Annotated in this window: 15 protein-coding genes; 7 read left to right on the top strand and 8 right to left on the bottom strand. The window is 38.5% G+C overall.

The window, feature by feature from the left end; all coding sequences use genetic code 11:
• Position 1: 1 nt before the first annotated feature.
• The 3 genes from R2S08_RS02205 to R2S08_RS02195 all read right to left on the bottom strand — a co-directional run bounded on the left by R2S08_RS02205 (position 2) and on the right by R2S08_RS02195 (position 2,360).
• On the bottom strand, positions 2 to 427 hold the full coding sequence (locus R2S08_RS02205) for a DUF1634 domain-containing protein (protein WP_316833669.1): 426 nt from the start codon (positions 425 to 427) through the stop codon (positions 2 to 4).
• Positions 428 to 634: 207 nt separating this feature from the next.
• Positions 635 to 1,858, bottom strand: coding sequence for an outer membrane beta-barrel protein (locus R2S08_RS02200; protein ID WP_316833668.1), 1,224 nt, complete (start codon positions 1,856 to 1,858; stop codon positions 635 to 637).
• Positions 1,845 to 2,360 carry a sigma-70 family RNA polymerase sigma factor gene (locus R2S08_RS02195; protein WP_316833749.1) on the bottom strand — a complete coding sequence of 172 codons (516 nt, stop codon included), beginning with the start codon at positions 2,358 to 2,360 and terminating at the stop codon, positions 1,845 to 1,847. The genes R2S08_RS02200 and R2S08_RS02195 overlap by 14 nt, the downstream gene beginning before the upstream one ends.
• A 263-nt stretch (positions 2,361 to 2,623) precedes the next feature.
• Between R2S08_RS02195 and R2S08_RS02190 the strand changes: the two genes are divergently transcribed.
• The 7 genes from R2S08_RS02190 to R2S08_RS02160 all read left to right on the top strand — a co-directional run bounded on the left by R2S08_RS02190 (position 2,624) and on the right by R2S08_RS02160 (position 10,087).
• Positions 2,624 to 3,511: a hypothetical protein gene (locus tag R2S08_RS02190; protein ID WP_316833667.1), complete on the top strand. Its 888-nt coding sequence runs from the start codon at positions 2,624 to 2,626 to the stop codon at positions 3,509 to 3,511.
• Between the two features lie 13 nt (positions 3,512 to 3,524).
• Positions 3,525 to 3,890, top strand: a complete 366-nt coding sequence (locus R2S08_RS02185; protein ID WP_316833666.1) for a hypothetical protein — start codon at positions 3,525 to 3,527, stop codon at positions 3,888 to 3,890.
• 31 nt (positions 3,891 to 3,921) lie between these two features.
• Positions 3,922 to 4,470: a YceI family protein gene (locus tag R2S08_RS02180; RefSeq protein WP_316833665.1), complete on the top strand. Its 549-nt coding sequence runs from the start codon at positions 3,922 to 3,924 to the stop codon at positions 4,468 to 4,470.
• Positions 4,467 to 5,420: a DUF5777 family beta-barrel protein gene (locus tag R2S08_RS02175; protein WP_316833664.1), complete on the top strand. Its 954-nt coding sequence runs from the start codon at positions 4,467 to 4,469 to the stop codon at positions 5,418 to 5,420. The genes R2S08_RS02180 and R2S08_RS02175 overlap by 4 nt, the downstream gene beginning before the upstream one ends.
• A gap of 122 nt (positions 5,421 to 5,542) precedes the next feature.
• Entirely contained in the window at positions 5,543 to 7,891 is a 2,349-nt protein-coding gene (locus tag R2S08_RS02170) for a mechanosensitive ion channel family protein (protein ID WP_316833663.1), read from the top strand.
• Positions 7,892 to 8,817: 926 nt separating this feature from the next.
• Entirely contained in the window at positions 8,818 to 9,429 is a 612-nt protein-coding gene (locus tag R2S08_RS02165) for a phosphatase PAP2 family protein (RefSeq protein WP_316833662.1), read from the top strand.
• Positions 9,430 to 9,619: 190 nt separating this feature from the next.
• Entirely contained in the window at positions 9,620 to 10,087 is a 468-nt protein-coding gene (locus R2S08_RS02160) for a redoxin domain-containing protein (protein ID WP_316833661.1), read from the top strand.
• 53 nt (positions 10,088 to 10,140) lie between these two features.
• Here the strand turns inward: R2S08_RS02160 and R2S08_RS02155 are convergent, their stop codons facing one another.
• The 5 genes from R2S08_RS02155 to R2S08_RS02135 form a co-directional block, all read right to left on the bottom strand.
• Positions 10,141 to 10,407 carry a hypothetical protein gene (locus R2S08_RS02155; protein WP_108551438.1) on the bottom strand — a complete coding sequence of 89 codons (267 nt, stop codon included), beginning with the start codon at positions 10,405 to 10,407 and terminating at the stop codon, positions 10,141 to 10,143.
• Positions 10,408 to 10,506: 99 nt separating this feature from the next.
• Positions 10,507 to 11,334: a formyltetrahydrofolate deformylase gene (gene purU / locus R2S08_RS02150; protein ID WP_316833660.1), complete on the bottom strand. Its 828-nt coding sequence runs from the start codon at positions 11,332 to 11,334 to the stop codon at positions 10,507 to 10,509.
• A gap of 119 nt (positions 11,335 to 11,453) precedes the next feature.
• Positions 11,454 to 12,656 (bottom strand): MFS transporter, encoded by a 1,203-nt coding sequence (locus R2S08_RS02145; RefSeq protein WP_316833659.1) that lies wholly within the window; start codon positions 12,654 to 12,656, stop codon positions 11,454 to 11,456.
• A gap of 156 nt (positions 12,657 to 12,812) precedes the next feature.
• Positions 12,813 to 13,019, bottom strand: coding sequence for a hypothetical protein (locus R2S08_RS02140; protein ID WP_316833658.1), 207 nt, complete (start codon positions 13,017 to 13,019; stop codon positions 12,813 to 12,815).
• 252 nt (positions 13,020 to 13,271) lie between these two features.
• Positions 13,272 to 14,618 carry a RagB/SusD family nutrient uptake outer membrane protein gene (locus tag R2S08_RS02135; RefSeq protein ID WP_316833657.1) on the bottom strand — a complete coding sequence of 449 codons (1,347 nt, stop codon included), beginning with the start codon at positions 14,616 to 14,618 and terminating at the stop codon, positions 13,272 to 13,274.
• Between the last annotated feature and the right edge of the window lie 19 nt (positions 14,619 to 14,637).

The raw sequence follows: 14,637 nt of genomic DNA, 5'->3' as shown, positions 1-14,637 counted from the left end.
TTTAGCCTTTGATCCCTCCGAATATGCTAAAGAGAATCACACACAGTACGATCAGGGTAATGAAAATATACAGTCTATCTCTTTCCAGTTCATCGTGGTGTCCATCGCTAAAACCTTTAGGGCGCTGAATTGGTAGAAAAATTCTGTACATCTGCTTCAAGGCTAACGATATCAGGCGGGCCGAAGAGGCCCGCAGATCTCTGAGGCCTTTCCGCAGAGTACGAGAATTTTTCTTAGCAAATTGCAGAGGAAGGAGGTGAGCCATGCATGGTGTATAATAGCTTTTCGTATAACAGGTTTCCCCCTCTCCATCAGAATCTTTTTTCCAGTTTAAGCGAAAACACTTATGATGAACAAAATTCACAAAGACATCATCCATAAACTCCTCTACGCCATACCCGGACTCTCCTCCCAACTTAAGCGCCATGAAAACGTCAATATTACTCAGAGGAGACCTCAGCTTTGAAGCAAGACGCGCAGCGACGCGAAAAAGCGTTAGTCTCCGAAGAGTATATTGACGTTTTTCGACAGCTTAACTATTATTTTAAACCTCAGCTTTGAAGCAAGACGCGTAGCGGCGCGAAAAAGCGTTAGTCTCCGAAGAGTATATTGACGTTTTACGACAGCTTAACTATCATTTATTATTTTGTTGATAGGAATAGGTTGCTTTTTCCTCTTTTTTTCCTCCAAACAAACCAATATTCAAAGAAAAGGATACACCCATGGATTTAAGACTTGCATCGCCATAGCCAATTCCCGTAAGCGGTAACTTCATAAAAGGCGCTACGCCAATACTAACCCCCCGGCTAACTTCCCGGTCAAAGCTCACCGATACATTGGCAATGCCAAATAAATGCTGGTTCTGATTGTTAATTTCTAAATTAGATATCTTCTGATTTGGTCCTGCATTTCCGGTGATAAACTGATATTTCTCTTTTAGCATAAAATAGCTTGAAAGTCCGGCATTGACACTAACAGAAAGTTTCTTCTTGTTATACACCTTGTAATTTGCATTGATCGGAATATCCAGTACATTACAATCTGCATCTACCTGCCATGCCGTTCCTGGAGTGGCATATCCATTTCCAGAGGGTGCAGTACCGCCAGAATTATATAGTTTTCTGGAATATATTGCACCTGAGGTAAAGCTGATTTTTTTTGTCAGGCTATAGGTTGCCAACAGACCGACATTAGAACTCAGTTTAGAAGACATATTTTGTTTTGCGGTGGAAACGTCGGGTGCTGCCATCAGACTTAAAACAAGTCCGTTGTTTTGTCCAAGCCCGGCTTCCATTTTCTTTCTCACACTTCTCTGAACCTCTTCCCATTCTCCATCGTTTGCCACTTTTTTGTTTTTTATGGAGGCAATTGCCTTTTGTTTTGGGCCAATGCTATCTTTTTTTTCTTTGGAGCTTTCAGCAATAGAAGTTACGGTCTGAATCGGAGCTTGATGCTTTTCATTTCCTGGCGCAATTGTATCGGAAACATAAATTGGTAGAATTGCTTTTTTTGAAGGAAGCTGTTTTTCTTTTTTTGCTTCGTTAACTGCAACTACGGATTGTATTGTATCCTGATTGATGTTTTTTTGTACCGAAGGTTTCGGTGTCTGCTCTACTGCTGCAGTATTCTCCTTACTTTTTTTATCTGTATGTTGTGGTCCTGAGAAAAACCAGAATATAAAAATCAGTACTGTTGCTGCAATGCCTGAAGCAGTAAAGAGCCATAATGGAATTCCTCTCCTCTTTTCCTGCAGATCAAGTTTACGCTCCATTTTCTCCCAATCCATTTCATTAAATGGAATATCGGGATCACTAAGTCCACGTTTAAAGAACTGATCTATATGATTATTGTCTTCCATCAGTATCTGTTTTTTTGATTAGCATTTCATGATTTTGATTGAGGACAGCAAGCTTTTCCTGTAGTTTTTGCCTCGCTTTAAATAAATTGGATTTTGAAGTCCCTATTGATATTTTTAGAATTTCGGCTATTTCCTCATGAGAATAACCATCTATCGCGTATAAATTAAATACAGTCCGATAAGCTGGGGACAATCCCTGGATCAACACCAGCAAATCCTTGTAAGCAAGCTGATCATAGACCACAGCCTCATAACCAACTCCCTCATATTCATTCACATCCTCGTGATCTGCAAATTTCAGGTTAGCGCGGTAATGATCTATAGCCGTGTTCGTAATAATTTTCCCTATCCAGGACTTGAAGGGTTTAGATGCATCGTATTTATCAATATGTGTAAATACCTTCATAAAGCCATCATTCAACACGTCGGCAGCATCATAATCGTTCATGATATACCGCCTGCATATTGCCATGCAATAACTGTAAAATTCTTTATAGAGCACATACTGACTGGATCTTTCCCTTCGGATACAACCGTTGATAATTCTCTGCACCTATATGATATACTTTAAGTTTTTAACCCGAGCCATTTAACCCAATACGAGGCCTGCGTACTAAAGGTTGCCAACCTTTAGAATAAATTTAACAATTTTTTATAAAATACTGATAAACAATACATTAATATTTTAAACAAACCCGGCAACCTTTATAAAACCCAGTCCGTAATCTATGTAGTACTAAAACAATTATTTAACTGATAGAATTTATGAAAACGAACTTAACAAAAACATTTGTCCTTTTGGGCCTGTCCTCGGTGATTTTCTTATCGTCATGTTCTAAAGGAGGCGACGGGATGTCTCCTAACGGAACTGATCCTTATGGTAATCCTCCGGCCACAAATCCACCGGCTGCAAATTCCGATCTTCAGCTGACTTCCAATACGAAATTTGGAAATATACTGACCGACTCCAAAGGCAGGACGCTGTATTTCTTTTCTATTGATGCCAATGGAACATCAGGTTGCAGCGGAGGATGTGAGGTCGCCTGGCCTGTTTACTATGCCGGAAACGAAACTGCACCAACTGGAATTGTAGCCACGGATATAAAAACCATTACCCGCGCCGATGGAAAAAAGCAAACAACCTATAAAGGATGGCCTTTATATTATTATGCTGCAGACAGCAAACTAGGTGACGTGGGTGGCGATGGTTCCGGTGGTACCTGGTTTGTAGCCAAGCCTGATTATTCTATTATGCTGGCCAGCTATCAACTGGTTGGTCTGGATGGTAAAAACTACCTTGACGGCGCTAAAGAAGGAACGGGTACAACTCAATATTTTACAGATGCTGCCGGCAGAACGCTATACGCTTATACACCCGATACCTTTAATAAGAACACCTATACCAAAGCAGACCTCAGCAACAATGGAATCTGGCCAATTTATGAATCGGATGTTTTAAATGTCCCTTCGGTACTGGCTAAAGATATGACCGTTCAAATCACCTCCGTTGGTAAGAAACAGTTGACTTATAAAGGGCATCCCTTGTATTATTTTGGTTCTGATGCAAAGCGTGGTGATACCAAAGGCGTAAGTGTACCTGTTCCTGGCGTATGGCCGATCATGACCATAAACACAACAGCATTAGCCAATTAAATTCATCAGCATCATGTCTAAATATTCTGTAATCACTTTTGTTCTTGTAATCATCTATATGATTGTATTGAGCTGTTCTAAAAAACAAGCGGCAGAGATTAAGCCAGATCTACCTTCTGCACCGGAAAATCCCGGTGCAGGGCTTACCTACAGCAACTTTGCACAAGCACTATTCCAAAATAAATGTTCTGGCTGCCATGCACCCGGCCGCTCGGCAGCAGCCATTTTTAGTTTTACGGGTTACGCTTCTGTTGTGGCAAACTCAGACCGCATTAAACAAGCTGCATTGGTCAGCAAAACCATGCCATTGGGCGGAAGTCTATCGGCCACAGAACTGCAGTCTTTAACGAGCTGGTTTAACCAGGGAATGCCAGAATAATCTTTAATAACAATCTAAAATAATCTGACCGATGAAAACCATTTATTTTATCCTGCTGATCTCCTTTGCCGGTCTGTCGGTACAGGCACAAAGTATTGTAGTGAGCAAAAATGCCGCTGTTTCTTTTTTTTCCAGCACTGTGGTTGAAGACATAGAAGGAAAAAGCAGTACAGCCAATTCCGCACTCGATCTTAAAACGGGCAACATCATCTTTAAAGTAATGAATACCTCTTTTCAGTTTAAAAAGAAACTTATGCAGGAACACTTTAATGAAAACTACATGGAGAGTACCACCTATCCTTTTTCAGAATTCAAAGGAAAGATCATCGATCCTGTTGATTTTAGCAAAGATGGCAATTACAGCCTATCTGTAGAAGGAACTTTAAATATCCACGGTGTAATAAAACCCTGTCAAAGTAAGGTAAACCTGGTTATAGACAAGGGGATCATTTCTGCTAAATCTGTATTCCGGATAAAGATTGCAGACTACAAAATCAAAGTTCCTTCCATCGTATTTAAAAACATAGCTGAATCGGTAGACGTACGTGTATCAGCTGTTTATCAACCTAAAACCATATGAGATTAACTCCTTTATATCTAAAAATCCTGTTGCTCCCTTTGTTTGCAACAGTTACATTATCAAGCTTCGGTCAGGATGATCTGGAAAAAGCTTTATCTACCGTCCCATCTCCCGGACACCAGAAAGTCAGTGCAACCTTTAAATCGACCAAACTGATCAATGGACATACGAATGAAACCATCTATAAAAATGAACTGGATTTTAAAGTTGATCATCGTTTTGGAGATATTGCCGGAAGTCAGGGTGGTATTAAGCAATTCTTTGGGCTGGACAATTCGACCGATATCCGCATCGGCTTTGAATATGGAATCAGCGATCGACTGAGTATTGGCCTTGCCCGGGCAAAGGGTGCGACCAATGTACAGCAGCTATACGAAGGAAGTATAAAATACCGGCTGCTGGAACAAACTACAGATGATTATATTCCGGTTGCGCTTACCTTATTTGGCAGCAATACCATAGCAGCAGTGAGTGCAAGTGAAGACCCAGCTTCTGCAGCTGCTTACCATAGTTTTAAAGACAGGATGAATTACGTCAGTCAGCTGATCATTGCCAGGAAATTTACGGAAGGGATTTCTTTTACCCTGACCCCTAGTTACATACACCGAAATCTAACCGCTTTCAGGGATCAAAATGATCTTTTTGCACTTGGTGCAGGTGCGCGTGCAAAGATCAGCAAAAGAATGGCTGTGGTGGTTGATTATTTTATTCCCTTTAGAAACAGCGCGGATAAAGCCTATCTGGAGGGTGTTAATGAAACTAAATTCTATAACCCGCTGGGTGTTGGCCTGGAAATGGAAACGGGTGGCCATATTTTTCACCTCAATTTCACCAATGCTGCCGCCATTGAAGAAATGCAGTTTATCCCACAAACGACAAGCTCCTGGCTAAAAGGACAATACCGATGGGGATTTAGTATTTCCAGAAGGTTTTCTTTTAATAAAAAATAGAACAGCAAAGCTCGATATGTATGCATATTTTAGCTAAAATATTCCTTTAAATGACCGCATTTAAAATTTGGCACAAATACTGCTTATCGGCTTCTGTTATTCTATTTAATTTATTTCATATCATGTCTTTAAAGACTCATTGTAAGATATACCTCAGGACAGCTTTGCTGTCCCTTTGTTTACTGGTCACTTTCCATGCTTCTTTTGCTCAAAAGAAGCGAAAACATGTGGTTACGGAGACGGAAATCCCATTGCTGGTCAACAAGGTAGAGAACTATACATTTACAGTCGATAAAAACAATTTTCAACTCAAAAAGGGCTTTGATTTCAGTGCAATAGAAAACACGCTGCCGGATATAGAAAAAAAGATAAAAGCATTCAAGACTAAGTTTGACGTACAGGGCGGAAAAATGAATCTTCGGAGCTTGAACAGTGCAGTTATTCTTTTAAAAGAACAGGCAGATAACCTTAGTGCTTATAAAGCATTACTCACCGAGTATAATGAACAACTCACCAAGAGCAATATCGAAGTAAAAAAAATATTGGTTGATCCCGATCTAAATGTCGTTATACCCGATTCAGTATTAAACGAGCAGCTGGGTGATCTTCTTTCAGAAGGCAGATCACTGGATACTTTACAGAGAAGGATGCTGTCTAAGGTAAACCTGTTGAGAAATCGTTTATCGGTTAATCTTCTCCAGTTGAACGATCTTTCTTCAGATATGAACTATCTGTCGATTTCTAAAAAGATCAATATGTTTTCCCGTGAGGAGTCTCCCCTGTTTAGTGCACGGACCAGCCAGTACCAGCAGAGTTTTGTGGAGGTTATCGCCAATGGATTTCAGCGTTCAGTGAAAATAATCAGCATTTATCTTGCGGGAAAAATGCATATTGTGACACTTTCCTTGTTAATATTTATTCTAACTACCTCCTGGTTACTGTCCAACAGGAGAAGGATAAAAAAACAAGAAGATGCCAAAAGCGTATTTGAGCAGATTAATTTTCTAAGAAGAAGTTTTTTAATTGGGTCTTTAATGGCACTTTTCACTTATGCACCTCTTCTTTTTGGAAATCCAACCATGTCTTTATTACATGCGCTTGAAGCCATTCGTTTGGCATGTATATGCGTGTTGATCTGGCCCTTTTTAAATAAAGGTTCAGGAGCTTTATGGATTGGTCTTGTTTGCTTATGGGTTTTCTATGCCATTGACGATATTTTGCTGGATGCGGCATTTGGCGAACGCTGGGGCTTATTCCTCGCAGGCGTGCTGCTCATAGTCATTTGCATCAAAATGATCCGTTCCAACAATGCTTTTTTTATAAAGATCGAAGAGTCTCCGGCAACCAAAGCACTTCTTATTTTCACATTGGCACAGGTGACCTTATCCGTTCTGTTTAACCTTACAGGGCGATTGACGCTGGCTAAAATATTTGGGGTAAGTGCCATTCAATGTCTGATGCTTGGAATTTCACTTAAGGTTTTCTGTACCATGGTATTGGAGGCCATTTACCTGCAAACAGAAGCTTATCACGACAGTAGATTTTCTGATTTTATCAATTACAAAGAACTTCAGCATCGTTTTCAACGGAATTTATGGATTATTGCTTCCATTATATGGACCATTGGATTTATCCGGAATCTAACCCTTTATGATGTCCTGGTTAAAGTATCATCGTCTTTCTTTTATACACAAAGAAGTATTGGCAGTTATCAGTTCACCTTTGCCAGTATTGCTATATTCTTCTGCATTATATGGGTGTCTTCCTTAATTTCAAGTTTCATCAGTTTCTTTTTTGGACATGAAAAGGCCACAGCCGGGGGCAAACGGAACAGTCTGAATTCTATGATGCTGCTCGTTCGGCTTGCTATCTGGACAATTGGCTTTTTGATTGCTGTAGCCGCCGCAGGTATTCCTATCGACAGGTTATCCATTATGCTTGGTGCACTGGGGGTAGGTATTGGTTTTGGTTTGCAGAACATTGTAAACAACCTGGTTTCGGGGGTTATACTTGCCTTTGAACGGCCTATACAGATTGGTGACCAGATTGAAATCGGCAATAAATCAGGTATGGTTAAAGAAATCGGGGTACGGTCCAGTAAAATTCACAATGCAGAAGGTGCAGATATCATTGTTCCCAATGGAGATCTCCTTTCTCAACACCTCATCAACTGGACCATGCAGGACCGCAGCAAAAGGGTGGAATTTATGATTGGGGTTCCTTACGATACCGACCTGGACTGGGCTAAAAATCTCATCGCAGAAAAGCTTAAACTGAATGAAAATATTCTGCAGACACCTGCTCCGGTAATTATTGTTCAGGACTTTGGAGAATATGCCATCAGCATCAGGATTTTATTCTGGGTTGCAGACCTGGGCGTAGCTGGTTCTATGCGCTCTACAGCCATGATTGACACGAAAAAAGTGCTGTCAGAGGCAGGAGTACAATTACAAATCAGGCCCCTGAGTTAAAGCCTTAGGCATTCAAGCACTCGATTATGTAATTACATATCATTTTATCAGGTCAACTCTGGAGAGTTAGAAAAACATAGGATAACTTAGGTATTTAACTGAAGCTGGCTATAAAAAAAGAAAGGGTTGTTCCATCCAGACACTCCCCTATTCTAACCAAATATAAACCTGTATGAACGGGTTTTTCTTAGAGTTTTCTAAAACTTAAATCTCAGTAATTTTGAGATATTTAAAGCTCAGATAACATAATTCTTCTTTTTTTTAGACGTGATCATCAGATCAACAACACAAATATAGCAACAGGAATTAAAAAAACACAATAAAAACAATAAATTTTACCAAAAAACAGGATAAAAAACAAAACAAAAGCATTAAAAACCTTTCAAAATCAAGGCAAAACCAACTAAAACATAAAAAAGAAGAAAAAAAACAAAATAAAACCAGAAAATACTAAATAAAGACTAACATAAAACAGAAATCCAGCTAAAGAAAACAAAGCTAAACAGCATAAAGACAATCAATTCAGAAAAATACCCAGAAAATTGCAGGAAGAATACAAAGAGAAAATTGGCTATAAAAAAAGAAAGGGTTGTTCCATCCAGACACTCCCCTATTCTAACCAAATATAAACCTGTATGAACGGGTTTTTCTTGAATTCTCCTTTTATGAAATGATTTAATAACAATCATTCTAAATGAGGCAGAATTTTTATCTCTATTTCAAATCTGATCAGAAGACTGATCAACGAATTAATGACACAAATATATAACTCTTTTACATAGTGTACAAGTTACACTATTAAATTTAACAGAAATTTAACATTTCAATGATATTCTGACACACTCTAAAAACGGCTGTCGACTACTCTTTATTACGTTTTTAATAAAAAAGAGTAGTTATATTTAACAGTAATTCATAAAACAATCATGATGCGGCTAAAATTAAAGAACAAGTACCTAACCTTTTGCTTAATCAGTTTCAGCCTTATTTCTTTTATATCTAATGCACAAATAAAAACGCCGCAAATCGATGATCGAATCATGATCCATCTGGCAGATCACCGCAGTCCGGAAGAGACAGAGACCATGATGTTTCTTTCCAATACTTTCAAATATGGGGAAATTGGAATTCCTGCAGGTTTATTGATTGGTGGAGTTATAGGAAACAATAAAGAGATGAGACAGAACTCTTTATATGTTGCCAGCAGCACCGCAATTTCCTATGGACTAACACTACTTATAAAACAACTGGTTAAAAGACCACGTCCTTTTGTCCAAAACATCAATATAGTACCAGTTTACCGGCCTGCCAGTTCTTCTTTTCCTTCTGGTCATACCTCTACAACTTTTGCTTCAGCCACTGCATTATCCATGGCTTATCCTAAGTGGTATGTCATTGCACCAGCTTTTTTGTGGGCTGGATCGGTAGGCTATTCCAGAATGTATCTCGGTGTTCATTATCCCACTGATGTGGCTTCAGGTGCAATTTTAGGTAGTGGTACATCGCTCCTTTTAAACAATTTAAGGTCGAATAAATAGCCGGCTATAAGAATGGATTGGTTATTTACCCTTTCTAGGTTTTGGCGACAATGCTTCTATTCCTCACTTGTTCAATCATCATATTGGCGAGAACAACTATAATTTCTAATGAGATTCCTGGTCATTATTTTCTTGTTCAAAATTTATGTATATTTCATTTCCTATCTTTTAACCTTTGAAATCTATTATTATGATTCTGAAAAAAGGAGATTCTGCTCCGGATTTTGACCTTTATGCAACACCCGACCAAAAATTAAGCCTCGCTGACTTTCGGGGGAAACGCCTTATCTTAGCCTTTTACCCTGCAGACTGGAGTCCTGTTTGCAGCGATCAGATGAGCTTATATAGCGCCACATTAAAAATATTTCATGAATATAATGCAGAAATCCTTGGTATTTCGGTGGATAGCAAATGGTGTCATATGGCTTTTGCTCAGGAAAGAAAAATTCACTTTCCCTTACTTGCAGATTTCGAACCCAAAGGCGAAGTGTCCAAAAAATATGGGATTTACGATGCAAAAGAAGGAGAAAGCCACAGGGCTTTATTTGTAATAGACGAACATGCAATCATTCAATGGAGCTATTTGTCTCCTGACGGCATTAATCCAGGAGCTGACGGTATATTAGACGCATTGGAAGAAATGAAAAATGCACAATAGATGTATAAAATTAAAGGGCAATCTAACCGATGCCCTTTAATTTTACAAATATTTTAAAAATCTATATCAATCAAACTCGTTAAAGGAATATGAATTCCGTTTTTGAGCTGAATATATTTCTCTGTTACTGACCAAACTGTTGTATTCACGGTCTTTGGACCATCTTTAGTGTTAAATGTAATTTCTGCTTTTGACTTAAACTCATTTCCAAGTCGTTGTGCTCCGTTTAGTTTATCTCTTAATTCTTCTGTGTGATTTTGTTCTGCTGGTATAATCTCACTTACCTCTATTGATTCCTTTTCTATTAATTCTCCTAACATAGTATAATGGCTAATTCTTTATTAAATATGCGTCTAATCTGTTTAAATAGCAATAAAAGAATAAAAGAGTTACAATTCAATGAAAATCAGAGCTACTCACTAATGTTCAAAGACAACCGTTTTGTTATGAACAACAAAGACGCGATCATCAAAAACAAGCCGCATAGCCTTCGCCAGTACTGCCGTCTCAATTTCCTTCCCCGACCTCACCATATCGAGTGCCGTAAATGAGTGATTTACAGGAACTATCTGTTGAGCAATAATTGGGCCCTCATCCAATTCATTGGTTACAAAATGAGCTGTTGCACCAATAAGTTTAACCCCTCTTTCGAAAGCTTGCTTGTATGGGTTAGCACCTGCAAAGGCGGGTAAAAAAGAATGATGAATATTGATGATTTTATCCCTGAAACGGGCGATGAACCCGGGTGAAAGGACCCGCATGAATTTTGCTAAAACAATATAATCTGGTTGATATGAAGCAATTTTATGGATGGTCTCTGCTTCGGCCCACTCTTTGCCATTGGTATAAGGAACCAGGAAAAAAGGAATATCAAAACGTTCACAGATCCCTTTCAACAGGTCATGATTCCCAATTACACATAGAACTGAAGCACCTAATGTTCCAAAACTGTTTCTTATGAGTATATCCGCCAGGCAATGATACTCTTTGGTAACCAGAACAACAATCTTTTTGTCTGGCGCAGGATTAACCTGTATGCCCGACTCAGGAGGCAAAATCTCCAGCAGCTGCTTTTTCAGTAAGACTTCATCAGAATATCCATCCACCTCCAATCGCATAAAAAAACGGCATTCTACCTTGTCCACATGTTCGCGCATAGAAATAATATTCAGCTGATTTTGAGATAAAATCATGGAAATATCAGCAACAAGACCAAGCTGATCTTTGCATTGTATGGTTATAATCATTCTCCTTAAATAAAAAGGCAAGATAACAATATCTTCCAGTTTTAGTATTTTGCCAATAATCGATTATTTTTTTACTTAATAGCCGTTACTTCATGGAATTATACTGAGAGGAAAAGTTGCTACGAGAGTTCTGTCTCAGGAAGAGATTTAGACCTCAACCTGAAAATTATCAGCATAATGAATACAGAAAGCAGGATCAGGATCAGGTAACTTAAACTTAGGTTTCTTTCATCTTTAGCAGGAACAATATTTACAATTCCGTAGCTTAAGAAAGAAACAATAACATAAGTAATACCACCAGTCAGGCCGCCTGCTATCCCTGCATTTTTTGGAAACTTTCCAAGACAAAAAGTAAAGTAATTATTAAAGGTATATCCTGCTCCAATATGAATAATAAAAGCAAAAAATATCAGTGAAAACAAATTTGTAACAAACTGTAGGCTAAATATCATTGCACAAACAAAAATAACCTGCAACACCAGATTTACTACAAGTCGTTTGAAAAATGGGCGGTTGATGGTGGCTTTGCCGATAAAACCCCCAACCATCCAGGCAAAACCAAGCACAAGAGAGCTATATCCTGCTATAACCGGTGAAAGATGGAGATGATGTTCTATAATAAATGGACCTGTCATATTGTAAATCATCACCATACAATACGCAAGGCCCAGCATAACAATGCCAAGAGTAAAACTGGCTGTTGTGATCATTGTACTATAAATATTTACAATTTTTTTGAAGTTAAACTCCGTAAAATGCACCAGTGTTTCTCCGCTATAGAGCAATTCCAACACAGCAAATATAGCTGCGAGTCCCGCAAGGAAATAGAAATTGGATTCCCAGCCAAACAGATTCTGTAAATAGCCTCCTATAAAAGGAGCTACAATTGGACCTGTTGACCAGATAATAGAGAAAAGGCTTAAATAATGCTTGAGTTGATCGCCGGTAAACAAATCCACAAAGTACGCCCGCTTAGCCACAACAATAGCCCCTACTGTTAGCCCATGAATAATTCTCATCAAATAAATTAAATAAATATGATGTGTTGTTGCGACAACAATACTTGCTAAAGCAAAAATAACCAGTGAAACCAGGCTTACCCGGTACCTCCCGAAACTATCCAGTACACTGCCAATAAACAATTGAGAAATTCCATAACTTATTAAAAACAAACTTAAAGTAAGTTGGACCTCAATGCTACTTACCTGCATTTTAGCAGCCATAGTTGGAAGAGAGGGAATATAGATATCTGTTGCAAAACCTGATAACGGAAGTAGTGCAAAGGCCAAAACGGTTGCTACACCTCTATTTTTTTCTTTCATAAACACCGCAAAACTACGATTTTAATCACCATAGTAGTTTATGAAATTCAAACATATGATTATGCCATTCAAAGAGCACAATCACAGAAAACAAACAAAAAAGACGATTATCGCAACTTATTACAAAGAAGACTATTGATAATCAACGACAGAATCTTAAGACTTATAACACCACAATACCTCATCGCTTAAAAAGCGAACGACCTGTTTTTGGTTTAAACGAAAAATAACACAGGAGAATCCATAGTCGTCACTTTCTATTTCCAGAACTTCACCCAAATTTACAATCCGGTCTGTCGGTTCAATTTCAGCAATGTGTTTTTTTACAATTTGTTCGTTAATAGTTATGGTTGTATTCAACATAGAGCATTAAATCTAATTTTAACAATAGGCTACTTATCTTACTAAATCGCAAGTCAGGCCAACTGAACGTAAAATTACATATTCAAAACTATTTATCAACAACTATTTTACACAACATCTTCATAATGAACGCCATTATTCCTCGGTTTTACTTTTCGGCTTTCTTTATTTGGACCAAGCTGCAATTACATATCAAACCATACTTAAAGTTAAGGCCATACAGAATGTGTTCTGTATGGCCTTAATGATCTATTACCTTTCGTTCTGGGCCATGCCAGAATACACCAGAACATCTTCTGGTATACTCAAAGCATAACGATGATCATTAGCAGGTAACTCATAATTCTTCCCGTCAACACTGCGTTTAAGGACAATCCCGGCCCCCTGTTTATTTAAGCGTTTCACATCCATCCACCTCAGCCCCCGCATGATTAATTCCTTTCTGCGTTCAATTAAAATAATTCCTAAGAGTTCCTTAGGGTTTTCGTTGGCAATAAGCTTCAGCGTACCAGTTTTCCATCTCTTAAATAACAAAGCATTCAAATCGGATAAAGCTCCCTTTGCATCCCCCTTTCTGACCCGACACTCTGCGCGCATCAAATAGACTTCATCCGTCGCAATTCCTCCAAAGATACCCAGGCTATAATTTCCTTTAAAGCAAAATGTATTTTCTGCTATTTTTCTAAAAAATGCTGATTTACGAAGGTCATTGTCATCATATGAACTATATAAATTATAATCAACTTTTGCCCTGCTTTGAGACAACATCATATGATTCTGAAAACTATCAAAGCAAACTTCTTTATTAAATCGTGGAAAAGGTGTTCTTAAATCTACATTAATATCCTTGTTATAATCCATTAATCCATTGCGTTCCTGCAAATACAAATCCGCATACTTAAGGCAATTCTCATAATCTCCCATAGAAAGATAAACTCGTGCTAAAAGGCCCCAGGCCGCTGCTTTAGAGGCTCTTGTTTTCGCTAATGGCTCATCAGAGAGCAGGGATCCAGCTAAAATCAGATCTTCAGTAATTCGCTTGTAACAATCCGAAACAGTAGCACGAAGGGAAGGAACATTAAAATCCTGGGTCGACCTCAAAGGGACTCCAGGATCCCGGTCTGCAGTAGCCGGATCGTAAGCTGGGGCCCAGGTTAGCGTTGCGCAAAAGAACTGCTTAGCCCGGATAAATAAAGCCTGGCCTTTTATATTTTCCCATTGCGTTTGATTAGATGAGGTTCTTTCTATTTTACTTAAATTATCCAATACGACGTTCGTACTGAAAACAATTCTGTAAGTGGAGCTCCAATCATTGGTTGCAGGTCTAAAAATACGATCATTTTGCCAGGTATACATTCTTCTATACTCTTCATACGGAAGGGATTCCAAATCCGAACGGGTAAGATAATAGTCATCAGAACTGATCTCTCCTGCCGAAATATCCAATGAATTAATAACTCCTTCATCATCCAGTAAAGCCTGAAGATCTTCAAGATTGGAGGGCACAGTCAGCGACTGTAGTGGTTTTGGGTCAAGGAACTTTTTACATCCCGAAAAGACACCCAGTACCAATAAAATACACATTATATATTTTTTCATGTTTTTGAATTTTAAAGAT

Source organism: Pedobacter nutrimenti, from assembly GCF_032678445.1.
GTDB classification, from domain to species: Bacteria; Bacteroidota; Bacteroidia; order Sphingobacteriales; family Sphingobacteriaceae; genus Pedobacter; species Pedobacter nutrimenti_A.
The sequence above is the reverse complement of the archived record's forward strand: the minus strand, read 5'-3'. Positions and strand labels throughout refer to the sequence as shown.

What these genes read in the sequence shown, in the direction of transcription:
- R2S08_RS02155 (WP_108551438.1), bottom strand. Translation starts at nt 10,407, where the DNA reads ATGTTAGGAGAATTAATAGAAAAGGAATCAATAGAGGTAAGTGAGATT.
- R2S08_RS02145 (WP_316833659.1), bottom strand. Translation starts at nt 12,656, where the DNA reads ATGAAAGAAAAAAATAGAGGTGTAGCAACCGTTTTGGCCTTTGCACTA.
- R2S08_RS02165 (WP_316833662.1), top strand. Translation starts at nt 8,818, where the DNA reads ATGATGCGGCTAAAATTAAAGAACAAGTACCTAACCTTTTGCTTAATC.
- R2S08_RS02180 (WP_316833665.1), top strand. Translation starts at nt 3,922, where the DNA reads ATGAAAACCATTTATTTTATCCTGCTGATCTCCTTTGCCGGTCTGTCG.
- R2S08_RS02160 (WP_316833661.1), top strand. Translation starts at nt 9,620, where the DNA reads ATGATTCTGAAAAAAGGAGATTCTGCTCCGGATTTTGACCTTTATGCA.
- R2S08_RS02175 (WP_316833664.1), top strand. Translation starts at nt 4,467, where the DNA reads ATGAGATTAACTCCTTTATATCTAAAAATCCTGTTGCTCCCTTTGTTT.
- R2S08_RS02200 (WP_316833668.1), bottom strand. Translation starts at nt 1,858, where the DNA reads ATGGAAGACAATAATCATATAGATCAGTTCTTTAAACGTGGACTTAGT.
- R2S08_RS02205 (WP_316833669.1), bottom strand. Translation starts at nt 427, where the DNA reads ATGGCGCTTAAGTTGGGAGGAGAGTCCGGGTATGGCGTAGAGGAGTTT.
- R2S08_RS02135 (WP_316833657.1), bottom strand. Translation starts at nt 14,618, where the DNA reads ATGAAAAAATATATAATGTGTATTTTATTGGTACTGGGTGTCTTTTCG.
- R2S08_RS02170 (WP_316833663.1), top strand. Translation starts at nt 5,543, where the DNA reads ATGTCTTTAAAGACTCATTGTAAGATATACCTCAGGACAGCTTTGCTG.
- purU (WP_316833660.1), bottom strand. Translation starts at nt 11,334, where the DNA reads ATGATTATAACCATACAATGCAAAGATCAGCTTGGTCTTGTTGCTGAT.
- R2S08_RS02190 (WP_316833667.1), top strand. Translation starts at nt 2,624, where the DNA reads ATGAAAACGAACTTAACAAAAACATTTGTCCTTTTGGGCCTGTCCTCG.
- R2S08_RS02185 (WP_316833666.1), top strand. Translation starts at nt 3,525, where the DNA reads ATGTCTAAATATTCTGTAATCACTTTTGTTCTTGTAATCATCTATATG.
- R2S08_RS02140 (WP_316833658.1), bottom strand. Translation starts at nt 13,019, where the DNA reads ATGTTGAATACAACCATAACTATTAACGAACAAATTGTAAAAAAACAC.